We start from the raw sequence: 21,474 nt of genomic DNA on the forward strand, positions 1-21,474 counted from the left end.
TGTGACTGTTTTATCTATTTGACTGTCTATTTGATCGAATCGTTCATCAGGTTGATTCTTTCAGAAACTCATTTAGATAGAAGCAATTTACGCGGCTTCGGTATGATGGGGGCAGCGTTTGGGGTAGCTGTCAGATGGAGAAGTCGCTTCTAGAAACCTTTCGGAAGGCTTATCGAGATTTAGAGTTGTTTCCGTTGCTGACGGCGGAGCAAATTGCGGCGTTTCGCGTGGAGTATGGCAGTGAGACGATCGCCAAACTTGAGCAAGCGATCGAAGACGCGCCCACCAATGGCAAGCTGGTTTTTGCGGGGCATCGGGGCTGTGGCAAATCGACGCTGCTGGCCAAGTCTTCTAACAAGATGATGCGGCAGGGCTATTTTGTGGTGTTCTTTTCGATCGCTGATCTGGTTGAGATGTCAGCCGTCGATCATGTGAATATTTTGTATTCGGTGGCGCTGTCGATGATGAGTGAGGCAACCAAGCGACAAATTCCGATTTCGGAAGGGATTAAGCAAGATTTGCTGCACTGGTTTTCGACGACTCAGACGCAGGTCAGCAGTCAAGATATCAAGACTGAAATGGGCGTGGGGGGCGAATTTTTCAAAGTTTTGACGGCGAGACTCAAAAATGAAAAAACCTTTCGAGAGGAGATCAAAACGACGTTTGAAAAGAGTATTTCGGAGTTAGCGAGAAAGGCGGATTTGATTGCGACGGCCATTCAGACGGCGACAAAGAAAGAAGTGCTGGTGGTGATTGATGATCTGGATAAATTAGATTTCAATTTAGTTAAAGAGATCTACAAAAATAATATTAATGCACTCTTTTTGCCCAAGTTTCGGATTATTTACACGATTCCGATTTCGGCGATTCGAGATAATGAGGTGTTGGCAGAGCTTCAGACGGCGATGAGTACGCGGATCAGACAGTTTGAGGTGTGTAAGTTTTATCGGTTTGAGGAGGTTCGCGATCCGGCGGCGATTCCTAAAGAAAAGTCGGTCAATTTGTTTTTAGAAGTTTTACATCGTCGTCTGCCTAGAGAGCTTGTCGAGCCTGAGATTGCCATCCAGATGGTGCTAAAAAGTGGGGTGTTGTGCGCGAACTGGTGCGCATTGCGAGAGAGTGTTGCTCTCAATGTTTGTTGTTGATTCGCAGTGAGCCAGAGCGACAGGATATCGTGATTGATCAGGAGATTTTTAGGCTGGCGGTCAAAGATTTGAAGAATGATTTTGCGCGGCCGTTGGGGTTAAATCTGTACAATCTTTTGGCGGAGGTTTACAAAAATTTTGAGCCAAACGATGCCAAGAGTGAGCAGTTTTTGTCGCTGCTACATGGGCTGTTTGTGTTGGAATATGAGAATGATGTGCTGTGGTATGACGTGCATCCGATCGTCGTTGATCTGCTCAAACAAAAAAAACTAATTGAGTGATGGATAGCGACCTTGAGGTAGAAAATCGACGAAATTATCAGAAGTTGATGGTGGCGATCGAAGCCAGCTCGACTCGGCTCAATTTGCTGCTGGCGGTGTGTGACGATCCCAGTCTGCGGGAGCAGTTGATTCAAGACTATGAGCGAGAGTTGCGCGGTCAAGACTTTTTGACGTATCGGGTCAGGGTGCGATCGCAGGAGCCGAGTTTGCGATATGCGCTAGAGCAGTTGGTCAATACGCAGCCTGACCTATCCACCGGAGTGCCTGCGATCGTCACGGTGTTGGGGATTGATGAGTTGTTGCCTGTCAAGCTTGATGCGCCCCGGTCTGAGCAAGATCGGTTTTTTGGCTATTTGCAGTGGACGCGGGAGGCGCTGCGATCGTTTGAGTTTCCGATCGTGGTGTGGTTGACGAATACGGTGTTGGTGAGGCTGGCAGAGCGGGCACCTGATTTTTGGAGTTGGCGGGGCGGGGTGGTCTGGTTTGAGGGCAAGCCCCAGACAGATTATTCACACTTTGCGCGATCGGAGGTGCGATCGTCTGAGCCGCCTGATCCGTCTAGTTTGCAGCCAGAAGAGTTGTTGGCGATGATCGAGCAGATCGAACGGCAGCAAGGCACCGATGCACCCCTGTTGGCGACGCTGTATGAAAGTTTGGGGCGAACTTATGAGCGGCGTTATGGAGATTCTGAAAATCGCAGACGGGCGATCGGGTTTTATGAGAAAGCGATCGCGCTTCAGACAAAACTGGGGCTGGAGTCTGATCTGGCGGAGAGCTTTTTTCGGCTGGGTAATCTGCTGTCTGAGCTAAAAGACGATGTGACCAAGGCGCTGGAGTGTTATCAGACCGCACTGGAGCTATATCGCAAATTTGAAGACCAGTCAGGCGAGGCGAATACGCTCCAAGCCGTGGGGGATGTGCTGCAATTTCTCAAGCGCAGTTCTGAAGCGTTAGAGAACTATCAGCAAGCGATGGAGTTGTATCGAGACGTGGGGGATCGATTGGGCGAGGCGAATACGCTCCAAGCCGTGGGGGATGTGCTGCAATTTCTTGACCGACGTTCTGAAGCGTTAGAGAACTATCAGCAAGCGATGGGGCTGTATCGCGACGTGGGGGCACGATTGGGCGAGGCGAGTACGCTCAACAGCTATGGTGATTTTTATTTTTCTCAAGCAGAGTACGATCGCGCCCTCTCTTATTATCAGCAAGCCTTAGACCTCGCACAGCAGATCGGCGATCGCTACAGTCAGGCCCGATTTCTGCTTTTCAAAGCACGCACACTCGCAAAGCTAGACCAAAAATGGGAAGCAACCCAAACCTACCAAGCCGCCGCCGACCTGTTTGCAGACGTTGGGCTAAACGATCTGGTCGAAAGCTGCAAAACAGAGATGCGAGAGGTCAATCAGGCGATCGCTCCTGTTCCCATTCGTGCCCCTGCGATCGGTTCTGCTGCCCCAACTCAAGATGACTGGTACGATCGCTCTCTGCCAACCTCACGCCCAAAACGCAAACCTCGGAGGCGCGATCGAGGCTTTTGGCACTGGTGTCGGCAACTCTGGCAAAAACTACAAGTTTGGTGGCAACGCTTGAGATAAGAGATGAGCAATTGAGTTTTGAGTTAACGTCAGTTCGAGGAGCTTTTTCGCTCCGTTGCTGAGGGATTCGCCCCCTAAATCCCCCATTCTGGGGGACTTTGAATCAGCATAATTTCTTTGAACTCTGGAACTTTTTCTTTGTCAAAGTCCCCCAATTTTGGGGGATTTAGGGGGCTGAAGCCGATCGAAACGAAGCGAGTCACTCTCCTCGAACTGACATTGAGTTAGAGCGATCGAGCTTTCAGTCGAGACGATCGCATTGTGAGGGCAAACAATTGAGTTTTCAGTCGGAACGATCGCATTGTGAGTGAGATCATTTGAGTTTTGAGTCGGAACGATCGAGCTTTTTGCTCAAACTTTGGAGATGATCTACGTTAACGTCAGTTCGATGAACGCTTCGCTTTTAGATCCAGGAACGCCCCCTAGATCCCCCACGAGTGAGGGACTTTGAACCAGAATTCCCCTAATTGATTTGGTAGCATTCACAAATTCTTGAAGGCACTGACTTCGTTCCCGGATTTGCAGGTGAAGAGATTCATTTAGCGTTCGCAACTCTATTTATCGTATCTGCGAGGCGTATACACCCAGGTGTTGTTATTGCGTTGAATCGTGCGCGTTTTGCTGGAGCCAATCAGGATGACAGTACGCATGTCAGCGAGGTCGGGCGTGAATTCTTTGAGGGTGATCGCTCTAACTGCTTGTCCAGGTCTGCCGACATTTCGTGCCAAAACGACGGGCGTGTCGGGCGATCGCTGCTCCTTCAATCGTGCGATCGCTTCCGAAAGTTGCCAGGTGCGCTGACTTGAAATCGGATTATAGAATGCAATTACAAAATCAGCCGTCACAGCAGCGGTAATCCGTTGGGCAATCATCGACCACGGTTTGAGAATGTCAGAGAGCGAAATGGCGCAAAAATCATGTCCGATCGGCGCACCAATCAAAGCCGCCGCCGCTTGCATCGCTGAAATGCCAGGAGACACGCGAAGGTCAATCGTGTTCCACTCAGGTTTTGCTTCGCGATCGAACACTTCAAAGATTGCAGTCGCCATCGCATAAATACCGGGATCGCCAGAGGAAATGACTGCGACCGATCGCCCTTCTGCGGCCAGATCAAGGGACAGTCGTGCGCGGGATTCTTCTTCGCGGTTGTCAGAGTCGTGGCGTTGTTTGCCGTCTGCGAGAGAGCCGATTAGATTCAAATAAGTGGTGTAGCCGACTAAATCGGTTGCCGCGTGGAGAATTTCTCTGACTTCAGGTGACATCCAATCTGGGCCGCCTGGGCCTGTGCCGACGATCGCTAATTTGCCTTGTGGTCGTCCGATTTGAGTCGCGTCGACAGGGTGGGGAGCGATCGCTAAAGTGAGGAGGGAGGAGGGAGGAGGGAGGAGGGAGGAGGTGGTCTGGGCGAGTGCTTTAGAGAGGCTGATTTGATTGGGTTGGGCGAGCGGGAGGAAGCGAGCGGGAACGTTGAAGAAGTGGGCGATCGCGTGAAGGCAGGGGTTGGCGGCTTGGGTAGTGACTGAGAAAATTCCGGCAAGGGATTCGATCGCCAGATTGGACTCGATGAATCGCTGCTGAATAAGTCTAATCCACTCGTCTGATTCAATATTTGCAGTATCAGAAATAGCAACAGCAACCGTAGCGGAATGGTAGACTAGATGGTTTTGAGAACTGTAGATAGATTGCTCTGTGATTTGAATCGTTAATGCTCCAGATGGCTCGATCGGTAACGCACTTTGACTCAGCCAGGGAGCCGTTCCTTCTAGCTTGACGGTTGCACCAGATAATAGATCTGACATAAAAGATTTGGCGTGTTCTGGATTCGACAAACGATAGCCAGAAGGCGGATTTTCTAACACTAAACCAAACCGAACTTCTCCCGTTGTGGTAATCGCTGGACGAACGGATAGAGCGTCTGCAATCTTTCGCGCCAGGTCATTCACACCATTCAATCCGCCTAATAAGGGAACGACTGCACTGCCATCTTCGGCGATCGCTAATACGGGCGGTTCGGCACGCTTGTCGGAGAGTAGGGGAGCCAGTGTTCTGATCAAAATTCCGGCGGCACACAGACCCACGATCGGCGTTCCTTGACAAAACAATTCTCGTAGAGTGTCCCCAAACTGGTCAAAGTGAACGTCTACGTCTGTGGTTCGTCCCACTAATCCGTAGAGTTTGGCTCCCGGTAACGCCGTCATTAATTTTCGGGCAACCGGGACACTTTGCTGACCCAAAATCACCACGGCTACGTTGCTTTTTGTCATAGCTGAACGGTACTCGGCACAAGAATCATTGAGAAATAAGGCACGCGATCGGCATCCACTTTATCCAGGGCGACAATCCGCTGTTCGGCCATTGTGGCTCGTTCGATGTAATGCGCTCTGGACATCAATCCTACTCTTTTCAAAACATCCCGAACTTTGGCAAAATGTCTGCTTAATTTAATGATAGCGGCCGCATCAGCATTCACTAACTGAGCTGCTAACACGTCACTCGATAAAGTGGCAGGCAACACGCTAAAAATATCATTGCGATAACTGAGGGGAATCCCGATCGCAGACGCACAAGCCATCGGAGAAGACACACCGGGAACTACTTCCGTTTCATACAAGTGAGCAAAGCGTGTGAACAGATACATGAATGATCCATAGAATAGCGGATCGCCTTCACACAAAACAACAACATCGTGACCTGCGGCTAAATGATCGGCGATCGGACTCACAGCCTGGTCATAGAGCGGTTTTGCTTCATAGGGGTCGAGGGCGCGGGGAAAGTGAAACGGTACTTCGATCTGGCGATCGTTGAGATAGCCTGCGACAATCGATCGAGCAACACTGGCGTGATTATCTGCGGATTGGTACGCTACGACGGAAGCTGATTTCAGCAAGCGATAGGCCTTGAGCGTCAGCAATTCTGGATCGCCAGGCCCTACGCCAATACCATAAAGCCGTCCTTTTGAGTTCGTCACACTTCTTCCTCCATTGCCAACGCATTCACGGCTGCGGCTGCCATTGCACTTCCGCCTCGTCGTCCCAAAAGGGTGATAAAAGGAACGCCTCGACTATGGGCCGCCAGGGCTGCTTTTGATTCGGCTGCTCCCACAAATCCGACGGGAAAGCCTAGAATCAAGGCGGGTTTTGGCACTCCTTCGTCTAACATCTCTAGTAATCGAAAAAGTGCAGTAGGAGCATTCCCGATCGCCACGACTGAGCCTTCCAGTTGCGATCGCCAGAGTTCTAAAGCGGCCGCCGAGCGCGTGTTGTTGACTTTTTGCGCCAGCATTGGCACTTGTGGATCGTTGAGTGTGCAAATTATGGAATTGTTGGCGGGAAGTCTGCGTCGTGTCACGCCTTCAGCGACCATGCGGGCATCACAGAGAATGGAGGCTCCTGCTTGAAGGGCGGATCGTCCAGCTTGTACTGCGTCGGCAGAGTAGGCTAAATCTTCTACCAAGTCGGTCATGCCGCAAGCGTGGATCAATCGAACGGCGATCGTCTCAAAATCAGGGGGCAAATTGGCTAAATTGGCTTCCGATCGAATCATGGCAAAAGAGTTTCGATAAATTTCGTTGCCGTCTCGGATGTAGTCGGTCATAAAAGGGAGGAAGGAGGAGGGAGGAGGGAAGTTGGTTAAAGAGGTTGGTTAAAGAAGTGTTGAAGCTGCGGAAGGGTGTAGCGCTGAGTGAATTCTCGAAAGGAATCTGAATTTTCGCGTTTTAATTGGTAGGTTTTTAACATGTTCTCAATGAGCGGGGAAAGATGTTCAGGTGGAATGTTTGAGTAAAGGATTTGACCGAATTTTGTATGATCTTCAGCGTTGTCTCGAATGTAAATATCATAGACGGCAGCGTTATCGTCGGTTTCTATTCCTAGTAACGTAATGTCACTTTCAGTATGTTGGGCACAGGATTTTTCGCAACCGCTAAAGTGTAGATTAATCGGTCGATCGAGTGTAACTTTTCCTTGCAAATCTTCGACTAACGCGATCGCATCTTGCTTAGTTTCTGTCGCCGAAGACACGCAGCCAGCCTTACCCGAACAGGCGACGATCGCACCCCAAAAACTTCTTTCTGACCAGTCTAGTCCCAACGCTTTTATCCCTCGGTGGAGTTGGGGAAGCGATTGCTCTCGGATTCCTGGAATCAGCACATTTTGCCAGGGCGTTAAGCGCAGTTCACCTGATCCAAATTGCTTCGATAGGTTAGCTAATCCTTTTAATTGAACTGCTTCTAATCGTCCCAGAGGCAGCACAAGTCCGACATAAAATAGTCCTGGTTGACGTTGAGCGTGAATTCCTAAATGCTGATAGGAAGGGGAAGATTTCTTTAATTTCGCCTCACAATCCTGAAACTTAAACGGCAAGCGCTGTTCTACTTTTTGTAGGTAAGATTCAACCCCAAACTCATGTAGAACGTCTCTCAATCGAGGCTTACGGCGATTAATTAGAGGGGTTAGATCGCAATAGACTTCAGTCAGCGCCAGTAAAGTTGGCAGAACCTGATCAGGTTGAATTGCTACACCCACATCTAGCGGTGAGGTTCCCCGGTCTCCCAAACTAAGGGCGAGATGAAACTGATTTTTAACCGCAGAAAAGGCAATATCGTTGGGTCGATCGCGCACCGAAACCGCTTCACCACCGTCAAAACAAACGCTAAATTTAGCCGATAAAATGGCAAATTCTGGATGAGCAATCATGGTTTGATTCCATTCAGAAACTAAAGGACGCACGTCGATCGTTGCCTGTCGATCGCTGCCCGCAGTCGGACTGCTCATAATGTTGCGAAGGGCATCCACTTCGGCAATCGGAGAAGCCAGCCCAAGGGTTTGTAACTGCGTCAATGCCTCTGGCGAAATCTTGCTCTCACGGATTTGCACATTCGCTCGATTGGTCACATCCACAAAGCCGCCACCAAACTGATCTGCGAGATTGGCGATCGCTTCACACTGCTCAACATTGAGAACGCCGCCTGGAATCCGCAAGCGTGACAAAACGCCATCTGCGGCCGATGTGGCATAAAATAACCCTGGACAGGCAGTAAATTGGGACGATATCACTGAAACTCCTTCTCCGTGCGACGCAGAGAATCTCAAACAACATGCCTGATGACATTCCTAGAGTTGGCATTCTGACTTGGGCTTGCCCATTACAGTTGCGGCACAGTATCGGAATCTCACCGAACTTTCCCAACCCTAAGCTTCAGTAACTTAGCATGAGAACGGATCGAGAATCCTGCATCCTTAACGTTTTGTCGGATTGAAGGCGATGAGTTTGGACTTGGAGAAAAAGTGGCTGTCTGTGGTGGGAATTGGCGAAGACGGGCTGGCTGGATTGTCTGCGATCGCTCGTTCTCTCGTCGATCATGCAGAAATTTTGGTAGGGGGCGATCGTCATTTGGCGATGATTCCAGACGATCGGCGCGAGAAAATTGTTTGGGCGACTCCAATTCATCATTCTGTAGAAGAAATCATGCAGCGACGGGGACAGGCGATCTGTGTTTTGGCGAGTGGCGATCCGATGTGCTACGGCATTGGGGTGATGCTGACGCGCAAAATTCCTCTGGCAGAAATGACGATCGTTCCTGCTCCATCGACTTTTAGCCTGGCCTGTTCTCGTCTGGGATGGTCGCTGACTGAAGTTGAAACGCTGAGTCTGTGCAGTCGTCCGCTTGCGTTGCTGAATGCGTATCTCTATCCCGGTGCAAAGCTGCTAGTCTTGAGCGAAGGCAAACAAACGCCCGCGATCGTCGCCCGTCTACTCACCGAAAAAGGCTTTGGAAACAGTTCTCTCACCGTTTTAGAGCGTTTGGGCGGCGCGAGAGAACGCATCCTTCAAAGCATCGCTTCCGACTGGAATCAGACCGAATTAGACGACTTGAGCGCGATCGCCATTCAATGTGTCGCTGATTCTAAAGCCGTTCCGCGCGCGCGAATTCCTGGACTACCGGATAACGCTTACCACCACGACGGACAATTGACCAAGCGAGAAGTTCGGGCGATCACCCTTTCAGCCCTCGCCCCCTTACCTGGCCAGCTTTTATGGGATGTTGGGGCTGGCTGTGGCTCGATCGCCATCGAATGGATGAGAAGTCACCCCCGCTGTCGGGCCATTGCGATCGAACGCTCCCGTACACACTACATTGCTGACAACGCCAACGCATTAGGAACGCCAAATTTACAGATTTTAGAAGGCACCGCACCCAAAATTCTCACCGACCTTCCTCAACCCGATGCCATCTTTATCGGCGGTGGCGCAACCACAGAAGGACTGATCGAAACCTGCTGGTCAGCCCTGCGATCGGGCGGTCGTCTCGTCGCCAACGTCGTCACCCTCAAAGGCGAACAAAAGCTTTTTGAATGGCACGATCGCGTCGGCGGCGAATTCACCCGCATCTCCATTCAACGAGCCGCCCCGATCGGTCGTTTCCTCGGCTGGAAATCCCTCTCTCCCATCACCCAATGGGTCGCTCGCAAGCCGTGATGAGACAGAGACAGAAGACCAGAGACTAAAGTCCAACGTCTCCTCCCTCCTCACCCCTCACTCCTCACTCCTCATCTCCCATGCCCCGCACAGGTTACACCCTTCCCGTTTTCGCTGTCGCTGCCGCCAAAGCGGCCTTTCTACAGTTATTGAATTCAGACCCACCCTCGATCGTCTCTCTCGATCTATTGCCCGACCTGGCTGAAATTCCAATTTCTCAAGTCGCCAAACTGGATGAAGTCAGCGCGATCGCGATTACCCTCAGTGATCCGGGCGACAATTTAGATTTGACTCGCGACACGCCAATTTGGGCCTGGGTGAGGTTATCAGAACGGGGCAATCAACCTCCACTCATCCTACAGGCGGGCGAGGGATTGGGCAAAACGGCCGCAGGAGATCCCGCAATCTACAGCTATGCGCGACGGTTGTTTGATGCGAATCTGTTGGCTCTGATTCCGGGCGATCGTACCCTGACAATTTCCATCATTCTCCCCGAAGGTCGTCAACTCGCGCAGCGTACTTCAAATGAAGCATTTGGCATTCTCGAAGGTTTATCTCTACTCGGAACGAGCGGTATCTCAAAACCATTCTCAGCCGCCGATCATTTAGAAGAATTTCGCGTTTCGCTTCGAGAGAAAGTGCAATCTCACTCCGATTTAATTTTTTGTATTGGCAGTAATGGTTTACAGGTAGCCGATCGCTTGGGGTTGGATGCGGGAGCGATCGTACAAACGGGTAACTGGATCGGTGCTTTGTTAGTCGAAGCCGGACTTCATAAAGCAACTTCGGTTCTACTATTGGGCTATCACGGTAAGCTGATCAAACTTGCAGGCGGCATCTTCAATACATCCAGTCATCTAGCCGACGCAAAACTTGAAATTCTCAGTGCTGCGGTAATTTCGGTAGGGGGTGATCTGGCTGCTGCTCAAGCGGTTCTTGAATGCAAAACGGCCGATGCTGCTCAAAAAAAACTCATGGAATTGAAGCTTTCAGACACAGTTTTTACAACGCTGGCGAGAAAGGTCAGTCAAAAATCGGAATCATACGTGAAAAAATACGCCAATGCGACGATGAACGTTCAGACGGTTCTCTTCGATCGTCAAGGGCAAATTGTCGGTCAAGACTGGTGAAATCAGGAACCTGAGTTAGAGAGATCGAGTCATTCCAAGCAAAAGCGTGGAGGATCTGGGCAAATGACTTCTCAATGGCGATATTATCCTGCAATCTGTTTGGGGTGTCTGATAGGGTTGACGGTGCCGATCGCGCTCTTTATTTATCAAATGTCGCCGCTCAGAAATCCTACGCTTGTCCTTAACGGCACCTTGGCTAACCGACTCCACTTGGTGACTGAGAAGCAGTGGTTTCAAGGAGCGACTACTTTAGCAATGCTGATCGCGCTCAATCTGATGATCATGATTTGGCAGCATTTTCAGGATTACGCCCTCAAAAAACGTTGGCATCGTATGATTCGTCTTTTGAGTACGATCGCTTGTTTCCCGATTTGGATCACACTCTTTAATCTAATTCATCAAGGGTTTGTGATGTATCTGCTCAATCAGAAAGTTGTCTAAAGTTGGGTGAATGGTCGCTCAAAACTGGCAAAATTAAGGAACCTGAATCAGAACGATCGAGTCACTTCAATCAAAAGTTGGGCCTTGACTCATTTTAACAAGCAATGTGGAACCATAATGCTCATTACCATCGCTATCTACTGCGCCAAATTCCCACGAAGGTCTACCGTGCGCTAGATGTAGGTTGTGGGCTGGGTTCTTTTACTCGGAAACTTGCGGAGCGATCGGAGGTTGTAGATGCACTTGATAGTGATAACGCTATCCTAACAGAAGCATCAAATCATTATCCTGCTTCTAATATTACTTACCGACAAGCTGATTTTCTTAAATTTGACTTACCAGAAGCAGCTTACGACGTGATCGTGTCGATCGCTGCATTACACCACATGGACATAGAGGCAGCTTTGAAGAAGATGAAGTTTGTGCTACGCCCTTCTGGAAAACTGCTGATTCTTGGGCTTTATCAAGAGGTGACCCTAGCAGATTATGCTTATAGCGCTATTTCAGTTCCACTCAACCTCGCGTATTTGAGATGGCATCAAACATCAACAGCGATGCTGACACCTGTTGCACCAACTTGCTCTGCTCAGTTGTCCCTTAAGCAGATCAATACAATTGCAAGCGCTGTTGTTCCTGGTTTCCGTCTCCAAAGGCATCTGTTCTGGCGCTACTCACTGATCTGGCAAAAACCTGGATTACTTGCTGACATGGAACTGCAAGCACATTGCTAATGCTCAAATGCAAAGAAAGTTAGGAATGAGAATTAAATAACTTCGACAATTGTAGAGTCTCGGATCGCCCTCCTCACGAAGTGGGGCGAAGCCCTCGCCAACCCTTCTGCATAAGGGGGCTAGAGTCTGGTTCCCGCTCCTTGGGGACAGGGCTAGGGTGAGGGTGAAGTTTCGGAGTTATTTAATCCACGATCCTTAGCCCTTACACCAAATTGATCTCTGAGGGCTACAGATCTTGGAGAGCAACCTAAATCCCCCACTTGTGGGGTCTGCCGTGTGCACACACGTCGATCGATCTGTCATTGCTGAGATCTTTCGCCCCCTAAATCCCCCAAAAATGGGGGACTTTGAGCCGTCGTCCTGGCTTTGAACTTTGGAAATCTTTCCTTTGTCAAAGTCCCCCAGACTGGGGGATTTAGGGGGCTGAAGCCGCCTGAAACGAAGCGACAACGACTTGTGTGTACACGGTAGACTTGTGGGGTAGGGTTGACTCATTCTAGCCAAGGGGGAAAGCCGGGCAACGCCTCCAACCTCCCTGTCACCCCGGTCAAGGTTTCTGTTGCAAAGTTCCTTATACCAAGTTGAAAATAAGCTGCAACCAATTGATCAGTCAAACTTAGTCAAAGTCCCCAGAATGGAGTGATTGGGGGGCGAGGATCTGTAGCAAGTAACCGTTGATTGGGTGTCGCTGGTGTGAAATTTAGGGAGCCGCCCGGATGATCAACACGGCGAAAGATTGGATCGAATTTAGGCCCAAAAAAAGCCCCCTATGAGAGGAGGCCTTGTTGTGAGGTTAACCGTGAGCCAAATTTAGCGGACTGCTAGTGCGCCTGCGATGGCTGAGGCGGCAACGGACACGATCGCAGTTCCAAAGAGCCACCAGGCAGCCGTTTCAGCCGCTTTTCGGGTTTCTTCCGCTTGCTTTTTCGCTTGGCGCTTGACCGCTTCTAGACGGCGTTGGGCTTCTTCTTGAATGCGCTCCGCTCGTCTGAGAACGTTGCTGCGTGCGCCTTCGATTTGATCAATCACTTTGTTGGCTTGTGCTTCAGAGATGTCTTCACGAGAACTGAGGACGGCAACTAAAGTGTCTCGATCGAAGTGAGAAAGCCGATCTCTCAACGCATCAAAGCCCGCCTGGGGATCATTAAACAAAGTCCGCACATCGGTACGAATGCCTTCGTAGTTGAGTTCGGGGCGATCGAGCGAATTCAGATAATCGCGAATTTTGGCAAAGATGCCGTCGATCACAGACTGAATCCGATCTTGAATCTGCTGCACCTGGGCAACAAACTGTTCTCGCACCGAAAGCACTTGATCGACCACGCGATTGGCTTCTTCTTCGGTCATATCCTGACGTTGAGCCAACAGCGCGACGATCGTACTGCGGTCTACATGAGAAAGGCGATCGCCCAGACTTCCCAATCCAGCGCGCGGATCTCTCAGCAACAGTTGCAGGTCGCGCTTGATGCCTTCGGGGTTAAGTTCTTCTTTGTCAGTGTTGATTAGGTAGCCTTCGATCGTGGATTGGAAGTCCTGAACTCGTTGCTGAGTGCGAGAAGCCAATCTCCGCGGCGATCGAGCAATTTTGCGAATCGAGGCTTGCACTTGGTCGATCGTTTGGTTAACCTGCTCCTCAGAAAGATCCTGTCTCTGGCTAAGAAGTTTGACCAAAGCATCGCGATCGAGATGAGACAATCTGGATCTGAGGGCGTAGCTTCCCGCTTTGGGATCATGCAAGAGAGTCGTGAGGTCGCGCTGAATGCCATCGGGATCAAGGGCTTGCACATTGGTACGACGCAGATAATCCGCGATCGCAGTGGTCACCTGATCAACTTGCTCTTTGGCTTTACCAGCAGCGATCTGAGGTGCATGAAGCACCGTGTTGCGGACATCTTCTAATTGGCTGACAATGCGATCGGCTTCTTCGGGGGTCATATCTGGGCGCTGGGCCAACAGTTGAACCAACGTGTCCCGATCGAACTGACTCAACCGACCTCGCAGTGCAGACGTGCCCGCTTGCGGATCATCCAACAGCAGACGAAAATCGCGCTTGATCCCATCAGGGCTGAGTTCTGATTTGTGGGTGTTGCGGAGGTAAGATTCGACCCGCACCCGTAGAGCTTCTGCTTCAGATTTGACGCGATCTTGAGCCGCTTGAGCGCTTCCAAGAACTTTGTCTCGCGTATTCTCAAACTGACTGACCACCCGATCGGCTTCCTCTTGGGTCATATCGGGACGTTGGGCCAAAATTTGCACCAGGGTGTCTCGATCAAATTGACTCAGCCGACCTTTGAGCGCATCGTATCCCGCTTCGGGGTCATCCAACAGCAGAGACAAATCGCGCTGAATGCCTTCGGGGTTTAGCTCGCTCTTGTGGGTGGAGCGCAAATAGTTCTCGACTCGGCTCCGCACATCTTGAGACTGTTCTTGACCTTCAGCAGCGTGAACAGAACTGAGTGTGGTAGCTCGAATCGTTTCTAGCTGATCCGCAATTTCGGCAACTCGTGCAGGAGACAGATCGCCCCGTTGAGTCAGCAGGTTCACAAAGTCACTGCGGTTGAGTTGCTCTAATTGACGGCGCACGGCTCCAGGGTCGGCTTCCGGGTCAAAGAGAACGTCGCGAAACTCAGTTTCTAAAGTGGCGCGATTGAGATGCCAGGAGTAGGTGTTGAGCAAATAGTTTTCGACATCTGCCTGAATCGGATTGAACCCAGGGGCTTTGTCTGCCACTTGCCCTGCGATCTGTTTGGCACCCCCAGCAACCTTATCCTTAGCAGTTCTAAGCTGTCCCAAAATCTTTTCGACATCCAGATCAGATAGGTCGGTGCGTCCCATGACCGTGCCCATCAGCGTCGAGAAGCCAAACTGCATCGCGCGATCGACTAATCCCTGTTCCTTTTGCGGCTGTTGGCCCATCTGACCAATCGTAGACATTGCGTTCGACATGGCATTCATTTGAGCGCCCTGGGTCGATTGCAGCATTTGTCCTTGACGACGAACTTCCTCGGTCAGTTGATCGAGTCTGCGGTTTAACTCATCTGAATTCACAGCACCCGGCTGGACGGTCTTCAGATACTCCATCAATTCAGCCGTCGGATCTTTGCGCTGTTGATAGCGATCGAGCGTCTGATGCCAAACCGATTCCAACTGATCGATCAAGCCTTTCGCATCTTTTTTAGACAGATCCGTGCGGCTGCTCACCAGATTCACAAAGGTATTGCGATCGATGTGCCGCAGCCGATCCAACACTTCTGTAGACGACCCACCGCCGACGATCGACTGCAATTCTGGATCGTTGACCAGCTTCTCAAACTGTCCGCGAATGTTGCTCATATCCAACTGAGGCGGACGCAGTTTTTCTAGATATTCTTCGACCGATTCGCGCAAACTCATGGGGTCAAGACCCGATCCCAACTCTCGCCGAATCGCTGCCGCCGCCGCTTCTGCGGTAGAAACGACTTGATTATTAACCGCTTTGGCTCCGATCGCTGCCGTGGCCGTTCCGACGATCGACTGAAAGCCAGAGGTCGCCGTGTTGACAACCGAGCCGATCAGCGATCCCACCGTCGAAGAACTCACCCACACCAGCAGCGTAAAGTAAGCGCCCCAAATGACAACACCGAGAATCGCACCCAAGCCAGCACTCGGCACCAGACTGAGTTTGACAGCTAAAAGACACGCGACAAAGAGCGCGATCGTCACCGTGATCAACGTCCAGATACCGACTGCAAATCCAATTTTACGAATCGTGCCACCAGCACTTCCTGACTCATGATCGTGATGGTCGTCATCATCAGACGATCGACCCAGATAGGTAATACCTGCTGCAACTGAGAGATTCGTTAATAAGATTTGGAATGCGAATGCTAGTAAGACTCCTGCAATGATGGCGACAATAAATCTTGGCTCTGACCCCAAGACTGTCTGCCCAGGAGAAGTCACTGTTGGATCGACGGGAACCTGTATCAGCCATGCATGACTGAGTTCCCAAGTAATTTTTGAAAGTTGAAACATAGAAATTTCCTCGTCATTGCCAAACCCACGCAATCAGAACGATCGCGCCAGCAGGACTCTGTATTTTGAACAACGCTTAGAGATAGAATCGTCGAGCCGATAGGTAGACAACATCCTTCGCAAGTCTGAAGCAATAACCGTCGAAAGGATGATTTGGCTTGAATTTCAAGATTTTAGACTCAGGCACTACGTCATAAGAAGGAGGCTAACTCAAATATTTTCTAAGGGTTTTTTGAGCTTCAAAGAACGGCTGAAAAGTCTGCTAGACCTCATGCATTAATCAGACGGGATAGACAAGTTCATCGCCAAGCAAGTCTGCAATCAGAATGGCAGCGTAGCCCGAACCATTTCGCCGTTTTCACGCTCTCACCCGCTAGACTGTGGTGTTGCTTCTCCGTTTTTTCCCATTTAAGTTGACTCAGATCTATGGATTCGATGCCTGTCATCAATGAGCAATCAACAGACTTAGCGCTTTTTTTGGCAATTCAAGCACAGCAGGTCAAAGCCCTGGATTTCCTGTACGATCGCTATGGCAAACTTGTCTACAGCACGGCAGTTCAGATCCTCAATAACGTCGAAGAAGCCGAAGAAGTGACTCAAGAAACGTTTCTTCGCCTCTGGCAGTGCAGCGAAATCTATCAGCCAACTAGAGGGTCGCTCAGTGGCTTTCTGATCATGCTGGCTCGATCGAGATCTCTGGATCGAGTGCGATCGCGCAAATCTATCCAACAAAAACTTCAGCGAATCCAAACCTTCTCAGAGTGCGTATTAGACTATAATCCGCCTCTAGAGTTTGTTACAGTGCAAGAACGGTCTAACCTGGTACATGAAGCGCTCAAACAGCTCTCACCCGCCGACAGAGAACTGCTAGAAGCAGCTTATTATCAAGGACTAAGCCAGTCAGAGATTGCAAAGCGAGACGGCATTCCGCTCGGCACTGTCAAATCGCGCGCTCGTCAGGCACTCAAAAAACTTCGCGCTGCACTCGACCACCTCGTTTAATCGTTCATATCCCACTCTGATTGCCATGACTCGCCCTACCGATGACTCCAACCAGACTGATTTAGTGGCAGGCTATATTCTTGACGATTTGAGTCCTGAAGAAGTTGCTCGCCTAAATCAGGCATTAGCCGAAGCGCCAGAACTCTGTGAGGAGATCGCATCATTTGGAGAGGCGTTTTCTTTGCTTCCCTACGGTAGGTCGATCGCAGAACCCTCTGCCAGCCTCAAAGACAAAATTATCAGCGCCGCAAGTCAATCGATCGTGGGCACAAGTCCAGAATCTTCCCGTTCCAACGTGGTGTCCATCGCCTCACCTCGTCGCCGCAGTTGGAAACGGTGGATACCCGCAATCAGCACTAGTATTGCAGCCGTCGCAGTCACAGCGCTCGGTTTGAACCAACTTCAGCTTGATCGGCAGTCTCAGCAGACGATCGCCCTTCAGCAACAGCTTGAAGCCACAAATACTGAGCTAAACCGTCTTCGGAATGAACTTCAAGCCAACCGATCGACGATCGCGCGTCTCAGTGAACCGAATACTCAGGTGTATTCTTTGGTCAGCGCAACGCCAAACCCCAAAAACAGCCCTCCTGCAACGGCTCGACTGTTGGCGACACCGGGCGATGTTAGTGTTACGCTCGTCGCTCAAGACCTACCCAAGTTACCAAACAATCAGATCTATCGGCTTTGGGCGGTTGCCAAGCCTTCAGCCGCTCCGATGTACTGCGGACAGTTTCGCCAAGATGACAGCGGTACGGCGCAGTGGGCAGCCCCAAATGCAGCCTGCACGAAGAATCCTTTCAAACTGCTGATCACGTTGGATGCTCCGACTGATCCAATTACCTCGGCCGGCCCATTAGTGATGCGAAGCTCTACTTAAGCAGCATTAAACCTTTCCATAATTCAGGTTTTACGGCTTTGGAATTTAGTTTCTAGAGCTGAATTTGTCATGCTCGAAAAAAAGAGTCATCCGATCGCAATCTCACTTCGTAGACTGATCAGGAACCAAGTTTAAGCCTTATTCTTGCATCTGCCGTCAAGCTAATGTCCGCTCCTCACCCAATAGTCCTTTTGGAAATCTCTACGGCTATGCAATTCACGCTTTTGTCTAAATCGATTCGTACGATCGGCTTGATCACCATCCTCTCCGCGATCACAAGTGTCAATCTGGTGAAACCAGCCCAGGCTCAAGCGAATCCATCAACCGGGTCAGTTTGTACAGCCGCTTATTTTGACGATCCTGGCTATATGTACCAAACTGCAACAGAAGAGCAAGAGGCGGCGGTTCAGAAATACCTGAAAAACCCCGATCGACTAAAAAGGCTGAACCGCATGATGGCAGAAGTTACAACTTTTTCTGCACCTCTCGACTCGCCTATGGGATATGTCGTCAACAAAGTGAATGGTAAAACAGTCGCAATACCTCTCAAAATCAAAAAGGCGATCAACCAAGCGGTAAACGTTGCTCCTTCTCAGAACAATCGCAAGCGAGTTGCTGAACTGAATCGAAAATATGGTCAATATGCCACATTTGGCCAGAACATCACATTGATCCTTTCACCAGAACAAGTGAAAGAAGCAGACAAGGATACGTATGAATTTCTGGCTTATATTAAATCTGTGCTGACCCCGCAGGAGCAGCAAGCACAGCGAGACATAGCCACAGCCGCACCCATCGCAGATGGGTATTGTTCACCTAGCGCTCTTTTCAAACCTGGGCAGGCATCCAGAAGCATCGATACAGGCACGCGACCAGACCTTGATAAGAGGCTGCGTGAAGACAAGACTGGCACAACTCTCTTTCAGTAGTGCCTTGATCTAGATTCACCACTTTCAAGAAAGATTGGTCCGATCGCAATCTCGCTTCGTATGCTCATCAAGAACCAAACCTCGGCGTTGTTCTTGCACCAACGAGCTAGTTCAAATTAAGACGCTTCCACTCAACAATGTCTACTCTCAACTTACTTAACCTTTTGGAGATTTTTACTGCGATGAAACTCACTTCTTTATCCAAAGCCGTTCGTACTCTTGGCGTGATGGTTTTGCTCTCTGTTATGGTCGGCACAGCAGCAGAAGCCAATGCTTGTTCTAAGGCGGGCAAGAAAACGGCAACGACTCCCGTAGCGACACAACCCAATCGAGCGGGGACGATCGTTGAGATTGCAGCGGGTAATCCTTCTTTTTCAACACTCGTGACGGCAGTGCAAGCGGCGGGACTCGCTGAAACGCTCTCTGGCAAGGGGCCGTTCACCGTCTTTGCACCCACCAATGAGGCCTTTGCCGCTTTGCCAAAGGGAACCCTGGAGAAGCTACTTCAGCCAGAAAATCGCGATTTGCTCCGTAAGGTGTTGACTTACCACGTCGTTTCGGGCGATCTGATGGCGAAGAATTTGCGCTCAGGTCGAGTGGCAACGGTGGAAGGTAGCCCTGTTGCAGTCCAGGTGAAGAATGGAAGTGTCAGCGTCAATAATGCCAATGTTGTGAAAGCCGATGTTGATGCGAAGAATGGCGTGATTCATGTCATCGATCGTGTGCTTCTACCGCCTGGTCTATAGTTTTTGCTTGGGGGAGTCCGATGACGGGGCTGAGTTGCATTACAGCTTTCTCAGTCGATCGGATTGTATGGAAAAAATCAATTCGATTGCTCCCCCTAATAAGTGCAAACCAAGACACTTCTATCAAACAACGCCCTTCCTCAGCTCACCTAACCTTTTGCAGAATTTTTGCTGCTATGAAACTCACGTCTTTCACTTTTATGCGTCATTTATGTTTGACTGGTTCGACTCGGTTATTGAATACTTTATCGATTTTGACCCTGATTTTGACGATCGCTCCCACTGTTCAAGCGGCTCCCCGATCTATGCAAACTCAGGCAATGCAAGATCAATCAGTCTGCTTTATTCAGCTTCCGGGCAAAGCCACGACTAACCTCGACAAACTTTGCGGCCTTGGCTTTGAGCGCAACCCGACCAATCAGAGCAACATAATCAATCTCGATATTGATGTCGATCGAGACGGCGTATCGGATCAGCTACTCGATGCCACTCTACAAACCCAGAATTTTATCGAAGCAGAAACTAAGCGATGGCAAGCCAATCGAGGGAGTGATGAGCAGGCTAATCAGATTGCTGATGAGGCTTATGGTGCAGCCGTGAGAAACGCCAATCTTCAGCTCGAAGCGCGACTGCCCTTTTCCGATCGAGTAAAGCAGGGTCTTGCCGAGATGCAGCAAGTTGACAAGGAGATTCAGAAATACGACAATCGCCCCTTAAATGCCAGCGAGCTAAAAGAAGTAGACCTTTTAGATGCCAAAAATCGAGAAATCAGCCAAACGTTTAACCAGGAGCCTGGTTACTTGAAGGTAATTGAGGCTCAGGGTAAGGTTTATGCGGCAATTGATCGGCGGCGATCGACGGCGAACCGCTAAACTGGCAGGCTAATCTCGTTGCACCTACGGCAATTTAACCCCTGTTTTCTCTAGTTCTCAGCAACTAACCCAAGCTAAAAAATCGAGCTTTGACTAGCGGAAAGACTAGCCCAATCTAGAGCTAATTCTAGCAAGGAAGGTTGCGGAAATCTGCTGTTTTCTCTTGTGGAAGCTCGTGTTTCCCAAAGAATACCGGAAGCACAAGCTTCCTGATTAGCGTTACCAAATTCCAGCTTGGTAGCGAGGCGAACAACCCAACCTCAGCGTTGTTCTTGCACCAATGAGCTAGTTCAAATCAAGACGTTTGCATCCAGCAATGTTCTCTCTCAACTCACTTAACTGTTTGGAGATTTTTACTGCCATGAAACTCACTTCTTTGTCTAAACCGCTTCGCACCCTCAGTTTGATGACGATGCTCTCAGTTGTCGTTGGCTCAATAGTGCAACAGTCTGTTCAAGCTCAAGCTTAAAACCGAACTCAACCCAAAGATCCTGTCAGTTGCGTTCAGCCTAAAGACTTCTTCGTTGAGTTCCAAGGCATCAAGTTCACTCCCAAGCAAGAGGAAACCTATCGCAAAATTCAAGCCAAAGGGAAAAAAGAGGCTATAGAGTTCGTGAAAAATGTGCAAACAGAACCTATGCCTGATTCACCTGTTGATTTTGCGGTGAAGGGAGTCAGCGATAAGGACGAACCAGAAATCACCGCTGCCCGCGATAAGATCGGACGAGAAATCATCGATGCCCAGACTGCCCTGCGCCGCAGGAACTTACCGCCCAAGGAGCAACTGAGAGTGCTAACCGAGAAGTATGGTCAGTACGCAACATTTTCCCAGGCATCAAGACTAAGATTTACTCCAGAACAAATCGCGGACAAAGAGAAGATGCAGAGTGACTTTGAAGCTCAAATGATGTCCATCTTCACGCCTGAGCAGCAGAAGGTCTATCGAGCAAACTTAGTGATCAAGCGTCAGATTGAAGCTTGTGACACAGACAAGTCAGATGGTTAGACGGCTCTACATCCTCATCTGATGAAGGTTTAGGGTTGAAACGGAAAGTGTGGTAGTGGTCACCGACTCGGTGTCGAGCATCAATAATATTGATCTTGTTGCGAAAGCACGACCTAACAACAGACCGGAGCGGACGGACGAGAGATCTGGGTGAGGGTGCTCAAGTACTAGCTGCGGGTATGTCAATAGTTTTGTGTCAAAGGTGAAAAGTTAGAGGGGAAATCGGTC

18 protein-coding genes and 1 riboswitch are annotated in these 21,474 nt (G+C 50.0%); of the genes, 13 read left to right on the forward strand and 5 right to left on the reverse strand.

The window, feature by feature from the left end; genetic code table 11:
- Nucleotides 1-134 precede the first annotated feature (134 nt).
- Genes ACKFKH_RS19285 through ACKFKH_RS19295 form a run of 3 tightly spaced genes read left to right on the forward strand, consistent with a single transcriptional unit; the run spans nucleotide 135 to nucleotide 3,021 of the window.
- On the forward strand, nucleotides 135-1,145 hold the full coding sequence (locus ACKFKH_RS19285) for a P-loop NTPase fold protein (protein WP_446859959.1): 1,011 nt from the start codon (nucleotides 135-137) through the stop codon (nucleotides 1,143-1,145).
- Nucleotides 1,136-1,426: a hypothetical protein gene (locus tag ACKFKH_RS19290; RefSeq protein WP_446859960.1), complete on the forward strand. Its 291-nt coding sequence runs from the start codon at nucleotides 1,136-1,138 to the stop codon at nucleotides 1,424-1,426. Before ACKFKH_RS19285 ends, ACKFKH_RS19290 begins: the two co-directional genes overlap by 10 nt.
- The gene (locus ACKFKH_RS19295; RefSeq protein WP_446859961.1) at nucleotides 1,426-3,021 is read left to right on the forward strand and encodes a tetratricopeptide repeat protein; all 1,596 of its coding nucleotides are present in this window, start codon (nucleotides 1,426-1,428) and stop codon (nucleotides 3,019-3,021) included. The genes ACKFKH_RS19290 and ACKFKH_RS19295 overlap by 1 nt, the downstream gene beginning before the upstream one ends.
- 554 nt (nucleotides 3,022-3,575) lie before the next feature.
- On the opposite strand, the gene cobJ is transcribed toward ACKFKH_RS19295, so the two are convergent.
- From cobJ to cobG, 4 genes are read right to left on the reverse strand one after another with little or no spacing between them, the layout of a single operon-like run.
- On the reverse strand, nucleotides 3,576-5,285 hold the full coding sequence (gene cobJ, locus ACKFKH_RS19300; RefSeq protein WP_446859962.1) for a precorrin-3B C(17)-methyltransferase: 1,710 nt from the start codon (nucleotides 5,283-5,285) through the stop codon (nucleotides 3,576-3,578).
- Complete coding sequence (locus ACKFKH_RS19305) at nucleotides 5,282-5,989, reverse strand: precorrin-2 C(20)-methyltransferase (RefSeq protein WP_446859963.1); 708 nt, start codon at nucleotides 5,987-5,989, stop codon at nucleotides 5,282-5,284. The genes cobJ and ACKFKH_RS19305 overlap by 4 nt, the downstream gene beginning before the upstream one ends.
- Nucleotides 5,986-6,615, reverse strand: coding sequence for a precorrin-8X methylmutase (locus tag ACKFKH_RS19310; protein WP_446859964.1), 630 nt, complete (start codon nucleotides 6,613-6,615; stop codon nucleotides 5,986-5,988). Before ACKFKH_RS19310 ends, ACKFKH_RS19305 begins: the two co-directional genes overlap by 4 nt.
- 35 nt (nucleotides 6,616-6,650) lie before the next feature.
- Nucleotides 6,651-8,075, reverse strand: coding sequence for a precorrin-3B synthase (cobG, locus tag ACKFKH_RS19315; RefSeq protein WP_446859965.1), 1,425 nt, complete (start codon nucleotides 8,073-8,075; stop codon nucleotides 6,651-6,653).
- A gap of 56 nt (nucleotides 8,076-8,131) precedes the next feature.
- A riboswitch (adenosylcobalamin-variant (AdoCbl-variant) riboswitch) is annotated at nucleotides 8,132-8,222 on the reverse strand.
- Nucleotides 8,223-8,283: 61 nt separating this feature from the next.
- On the opposite strand from cobG, the gene cbiE reads away from it, so the two are divergent.
- From cbiE to ACKFKH_RS19335, 4 genes are all read left to right on the forward strand, one after another.
- The gene (gene cbiE / locus ACKFKH_RS19320) at nucleotides 8,284-9,498 is read left to right on the forward strand and encodes a precorrin-6y C5,15-methyltransferase (decarboxylating) subunit CbiE (protein ID WP_446859966.1); all 1,215 of its coding nucleotides are present in this window, start codon (nucleotides 8,284-8,286) and stop codon (nucleotides 9,496-9,498) included.
- Between the two features lie 80 nt (nucleotides 9,499-9,578).
- Nucleotides 9,579-10,628, forward strand: coding sequence for a cobalt-precorrin-5B (C(1))-methyltransferase CbiD (gene cbiD, locus ACKFKH_RS19325; protein ID WP_446859967.1), 1,050 nt, complete (start codon nucleotides 9,579-9,581; stop codon nucleotides 10,626-10,628).
- 63 nt (nucleotides 10,629-10,691) lie between these two features.
- The gene (locus tag ACKFKH_RS19330) at nucleotides 10,692-11,069 is read left to right on the forward strand and encodes a hypothetical protein (RefSeq protein WP_446859968.1); all 378 of its coding nucleotides are present in this window, start codon (nucleotides 10,692-10,694) and stop codon (nucleotides 11,067-11,069) included.
- A gap of 104 nt (nucleotides 11,070-11,173) precedes the next feature.
- Nucleotides 11,174-11,800: a class I SAM-dependent methyltransferase gene (locus tag ACKFKH_RS19335; RefSeq protein WP_446859969.1), complete on the forward strand. Its 627-nt coding sequence runs from the start codon at nucleotides 11,174-11,176 to the stop codon at nucleotides 11,798-11,800.
- Nucleotides 11,801-12,610: 810 nt separating this feature from the next.
- Here the strand turns inward: ACKFKH_RS19335 and ACKFKH_RS19340 are convergent.
- Nucleotides 12,611-15,814 (reverse strand): MFS transporter, encoded by a 3,204-nt coding sequence (locus ACKFKH_RS19340; protein WP_446859970.1) that lies wholly within the window; start codon nucleotides 15,812-15,814, stop codon nucleotides 12,611-12,613.
- Between the two features lie 426 nt (nucleotides 15,815-16,240).
- On the opposite strand from ACKFKH_RS19340, the gene ACKFKH_RS19345 reads away from it, so the two are divergent.
- The 6 genes from ACKFKH_RS19345 (at nucleotide 16,241) to ACKFKH_RS19370 (ending at nucleotide 21,246) form a co-directional block, all read left to right on the forward strand.
- Nucleotides 16,241-16,816 (forward strand): sigma-70 family RNA polymerase sigma factor, encoded by a 576-nt coding sequence (locus ACKFKH_RS19345; protein WP_446859971.1) that lies wholly within the window; start codon nucleotides 16,241-16,243, stop codon nucleotides 16,814-16,816.
- 25 nt (nucleotides 16,817-16,841) lie between these two features.
- The gene (locus tag ACKFKH_RS19350) at nucleotides 16,842-17,693 is read left to right on the forward strand and encodes an anti-sigma factor domain-containing protein (RefSeq protein ID WP_446859972.1); all 852 of its coding nucleotides are present in this window, start codon (nucleotides 16,842-16,844) and stop codon (nucleotides 17,691-17,693) included.
- Nucleotides 17,694-17,884: 191 nt separating this feature from the next.
- The gene (locus ACKFKH_RS19355; RefSeq protein ID WP_446859973.1) at nucleotides 17,885-18,622 is read left to right on the forward strand and encodes a hypothetical protein; all 738 of its coding nucleotides are present in this window, start codon (nucleotides 17,885-17,887) and stop codon (nucleotides 18,620-18,622) included.
- Nucleotides 18,623-18,804: 182 nt separating this feature from the next.
- Entirely contained in the window at nucleotides 18,805-19,368 is a 564-nt protein-coding gene (locus tag ACKFKH_RS19360; protein WP_446859974.1) for a fasciclin domain-containing protein, read from the forward strand.
- 176 nt (nucleotides 19,369-19,544) lie between these two features.
- On the forward strand, nucleotides 19,545-20,240 hold the full coding sequence (locus ACKFKH_RS19365) for a hypothetical protein (RefSeq protein ID WP_446859975.1): 696 nt from the start codon (nucleotides 19,545-19,547) through the stop codon (nucleotides 20,238-20,240).
- A 637-nt stretch (nucleotides 20,241-20,877) separates the two neighbouring features.
- Complete coding sequence (locus ACKFKH_RS19370; protein ID WP_446859976.1) at nucleotides 20,878-21,246, forward strand: hypothetical protein; 369 nt, start codon at nucleotides 20,878-20,880, stop codon at nucleotides 21,244-21,246.
- The last annotated feature ends 228 nt before the right edge of the window (nucleotides 21,247-21,474 follow it).

The organism is Phormidesmis sp. 146-20 (assembly GCF_052939475.1).

What these genes read in the sequence shown, in the direction of transcription:
- cbiE (WP_446859966.1), top strand. Translation starts at nt 8,284, where the DNA reads ATGAGTTTGGACTTGGAGAAAAAGTGGCTGTCTGTGGTGGGAATTGGC.
- ACKFKH_RS19340 (WP_446859970.1), bottom strand. Translation starts at nt 15,814, where the DNA reads ATGTTTCAACTTTCAAAAATTACTTGGGAACTCAGTCATGCATGGCTG.
- ACKFKH_RS19345 (WP_446859971.1), top strand. Translation starts at nt 16,241, where the DNA reads ATGGATTCGATGCCTGTCATCAATGAGCAATCAACAGACTTAGCGCTT.
- ACKFKH_RS19350 (WP_446859972.1), top strand. Translation starts at nt 16,842, where the DNA reads ATGACTCGCCCTACCGATGACTCCAACCAGACTGATTTAGTGGCAGGC.
- ACKFKH_RS19360 (WP_446859974.1), top strand. Translation starts at nt 18,805, where the DNA reads ATGAAACTCACTTCTTTATCCAAAGCCGTTCGTACTCTTGGCGTGATG.
- ACKFKH_RS19295 (WP_446859961.1), top strand. Translation starts at nt 1,426, where the DNA reads ATGGATAGCGACCTTGAGGTAGAAAATCGACGAAATTATCAGAAGTTG.
- ACKFKH_RS19285 (WP_446859959.1), top strand. Translation starts at nt 135, where the DNA reads ATGGAGAAGTCGCTTCTAGAAACCTTTCGGAAGGCTTATCGAGATTTA.
- cbiD (WP_446859967.1), top strand. Translation starts at nt 9,579, where the DNA reads ATGCCCCGCACAGGTTACACCCTTCCCGTTTTCGCTGTCGCTGCCGCC.
- cobJ (WP_446859962.1), bottom strand. Translation starts at nt 5,285, where the DNA reads ATGACAAAAAGCAACGTAGCCGTGGTGATTTTGGGTCAGCAAAGTGTC.
- ACKFKH_RS19365 (WP_446859975.1), top strand. Translation starts at nt 19,545, where the DNA reads ATGAAACTCACGTCTTTCACTTTTATGCGTCATTTATGTTTGACTGGT.
- ACKFKH_RS19370 (WP_446859976.1), top strand. Translation starts at nt 20,878, where the DNA reads ATGCCTGATTCACCTGTTGATTTTGCGGTGAAGGGAGTCAGCGATAAG.
- ACKFKH_RS19310 (WP_446859964.1), bottom strand. Translation starts at nt 6,615, where the DNA reads ATGACCGACTACATCCGAGACGGCAACGAAATTTATCGAAACTCTTTT.
- ACKFKH_RS19335 (WP_446859969.1), top strand. Translation starts at nt 11,174, where the DNA reads ATGTGGAACCATAATGCTCATTACCATCGCTATCTACTGCGCCAAATT.
- ACKFKH_RS19330 (WP_446859968.1), top strand. Translation starts at nt 10,692, where the DNA reads ATGACTTCTCAATGGCGATATTATCCTGCAATCTGTTTGGGGTGTCTG.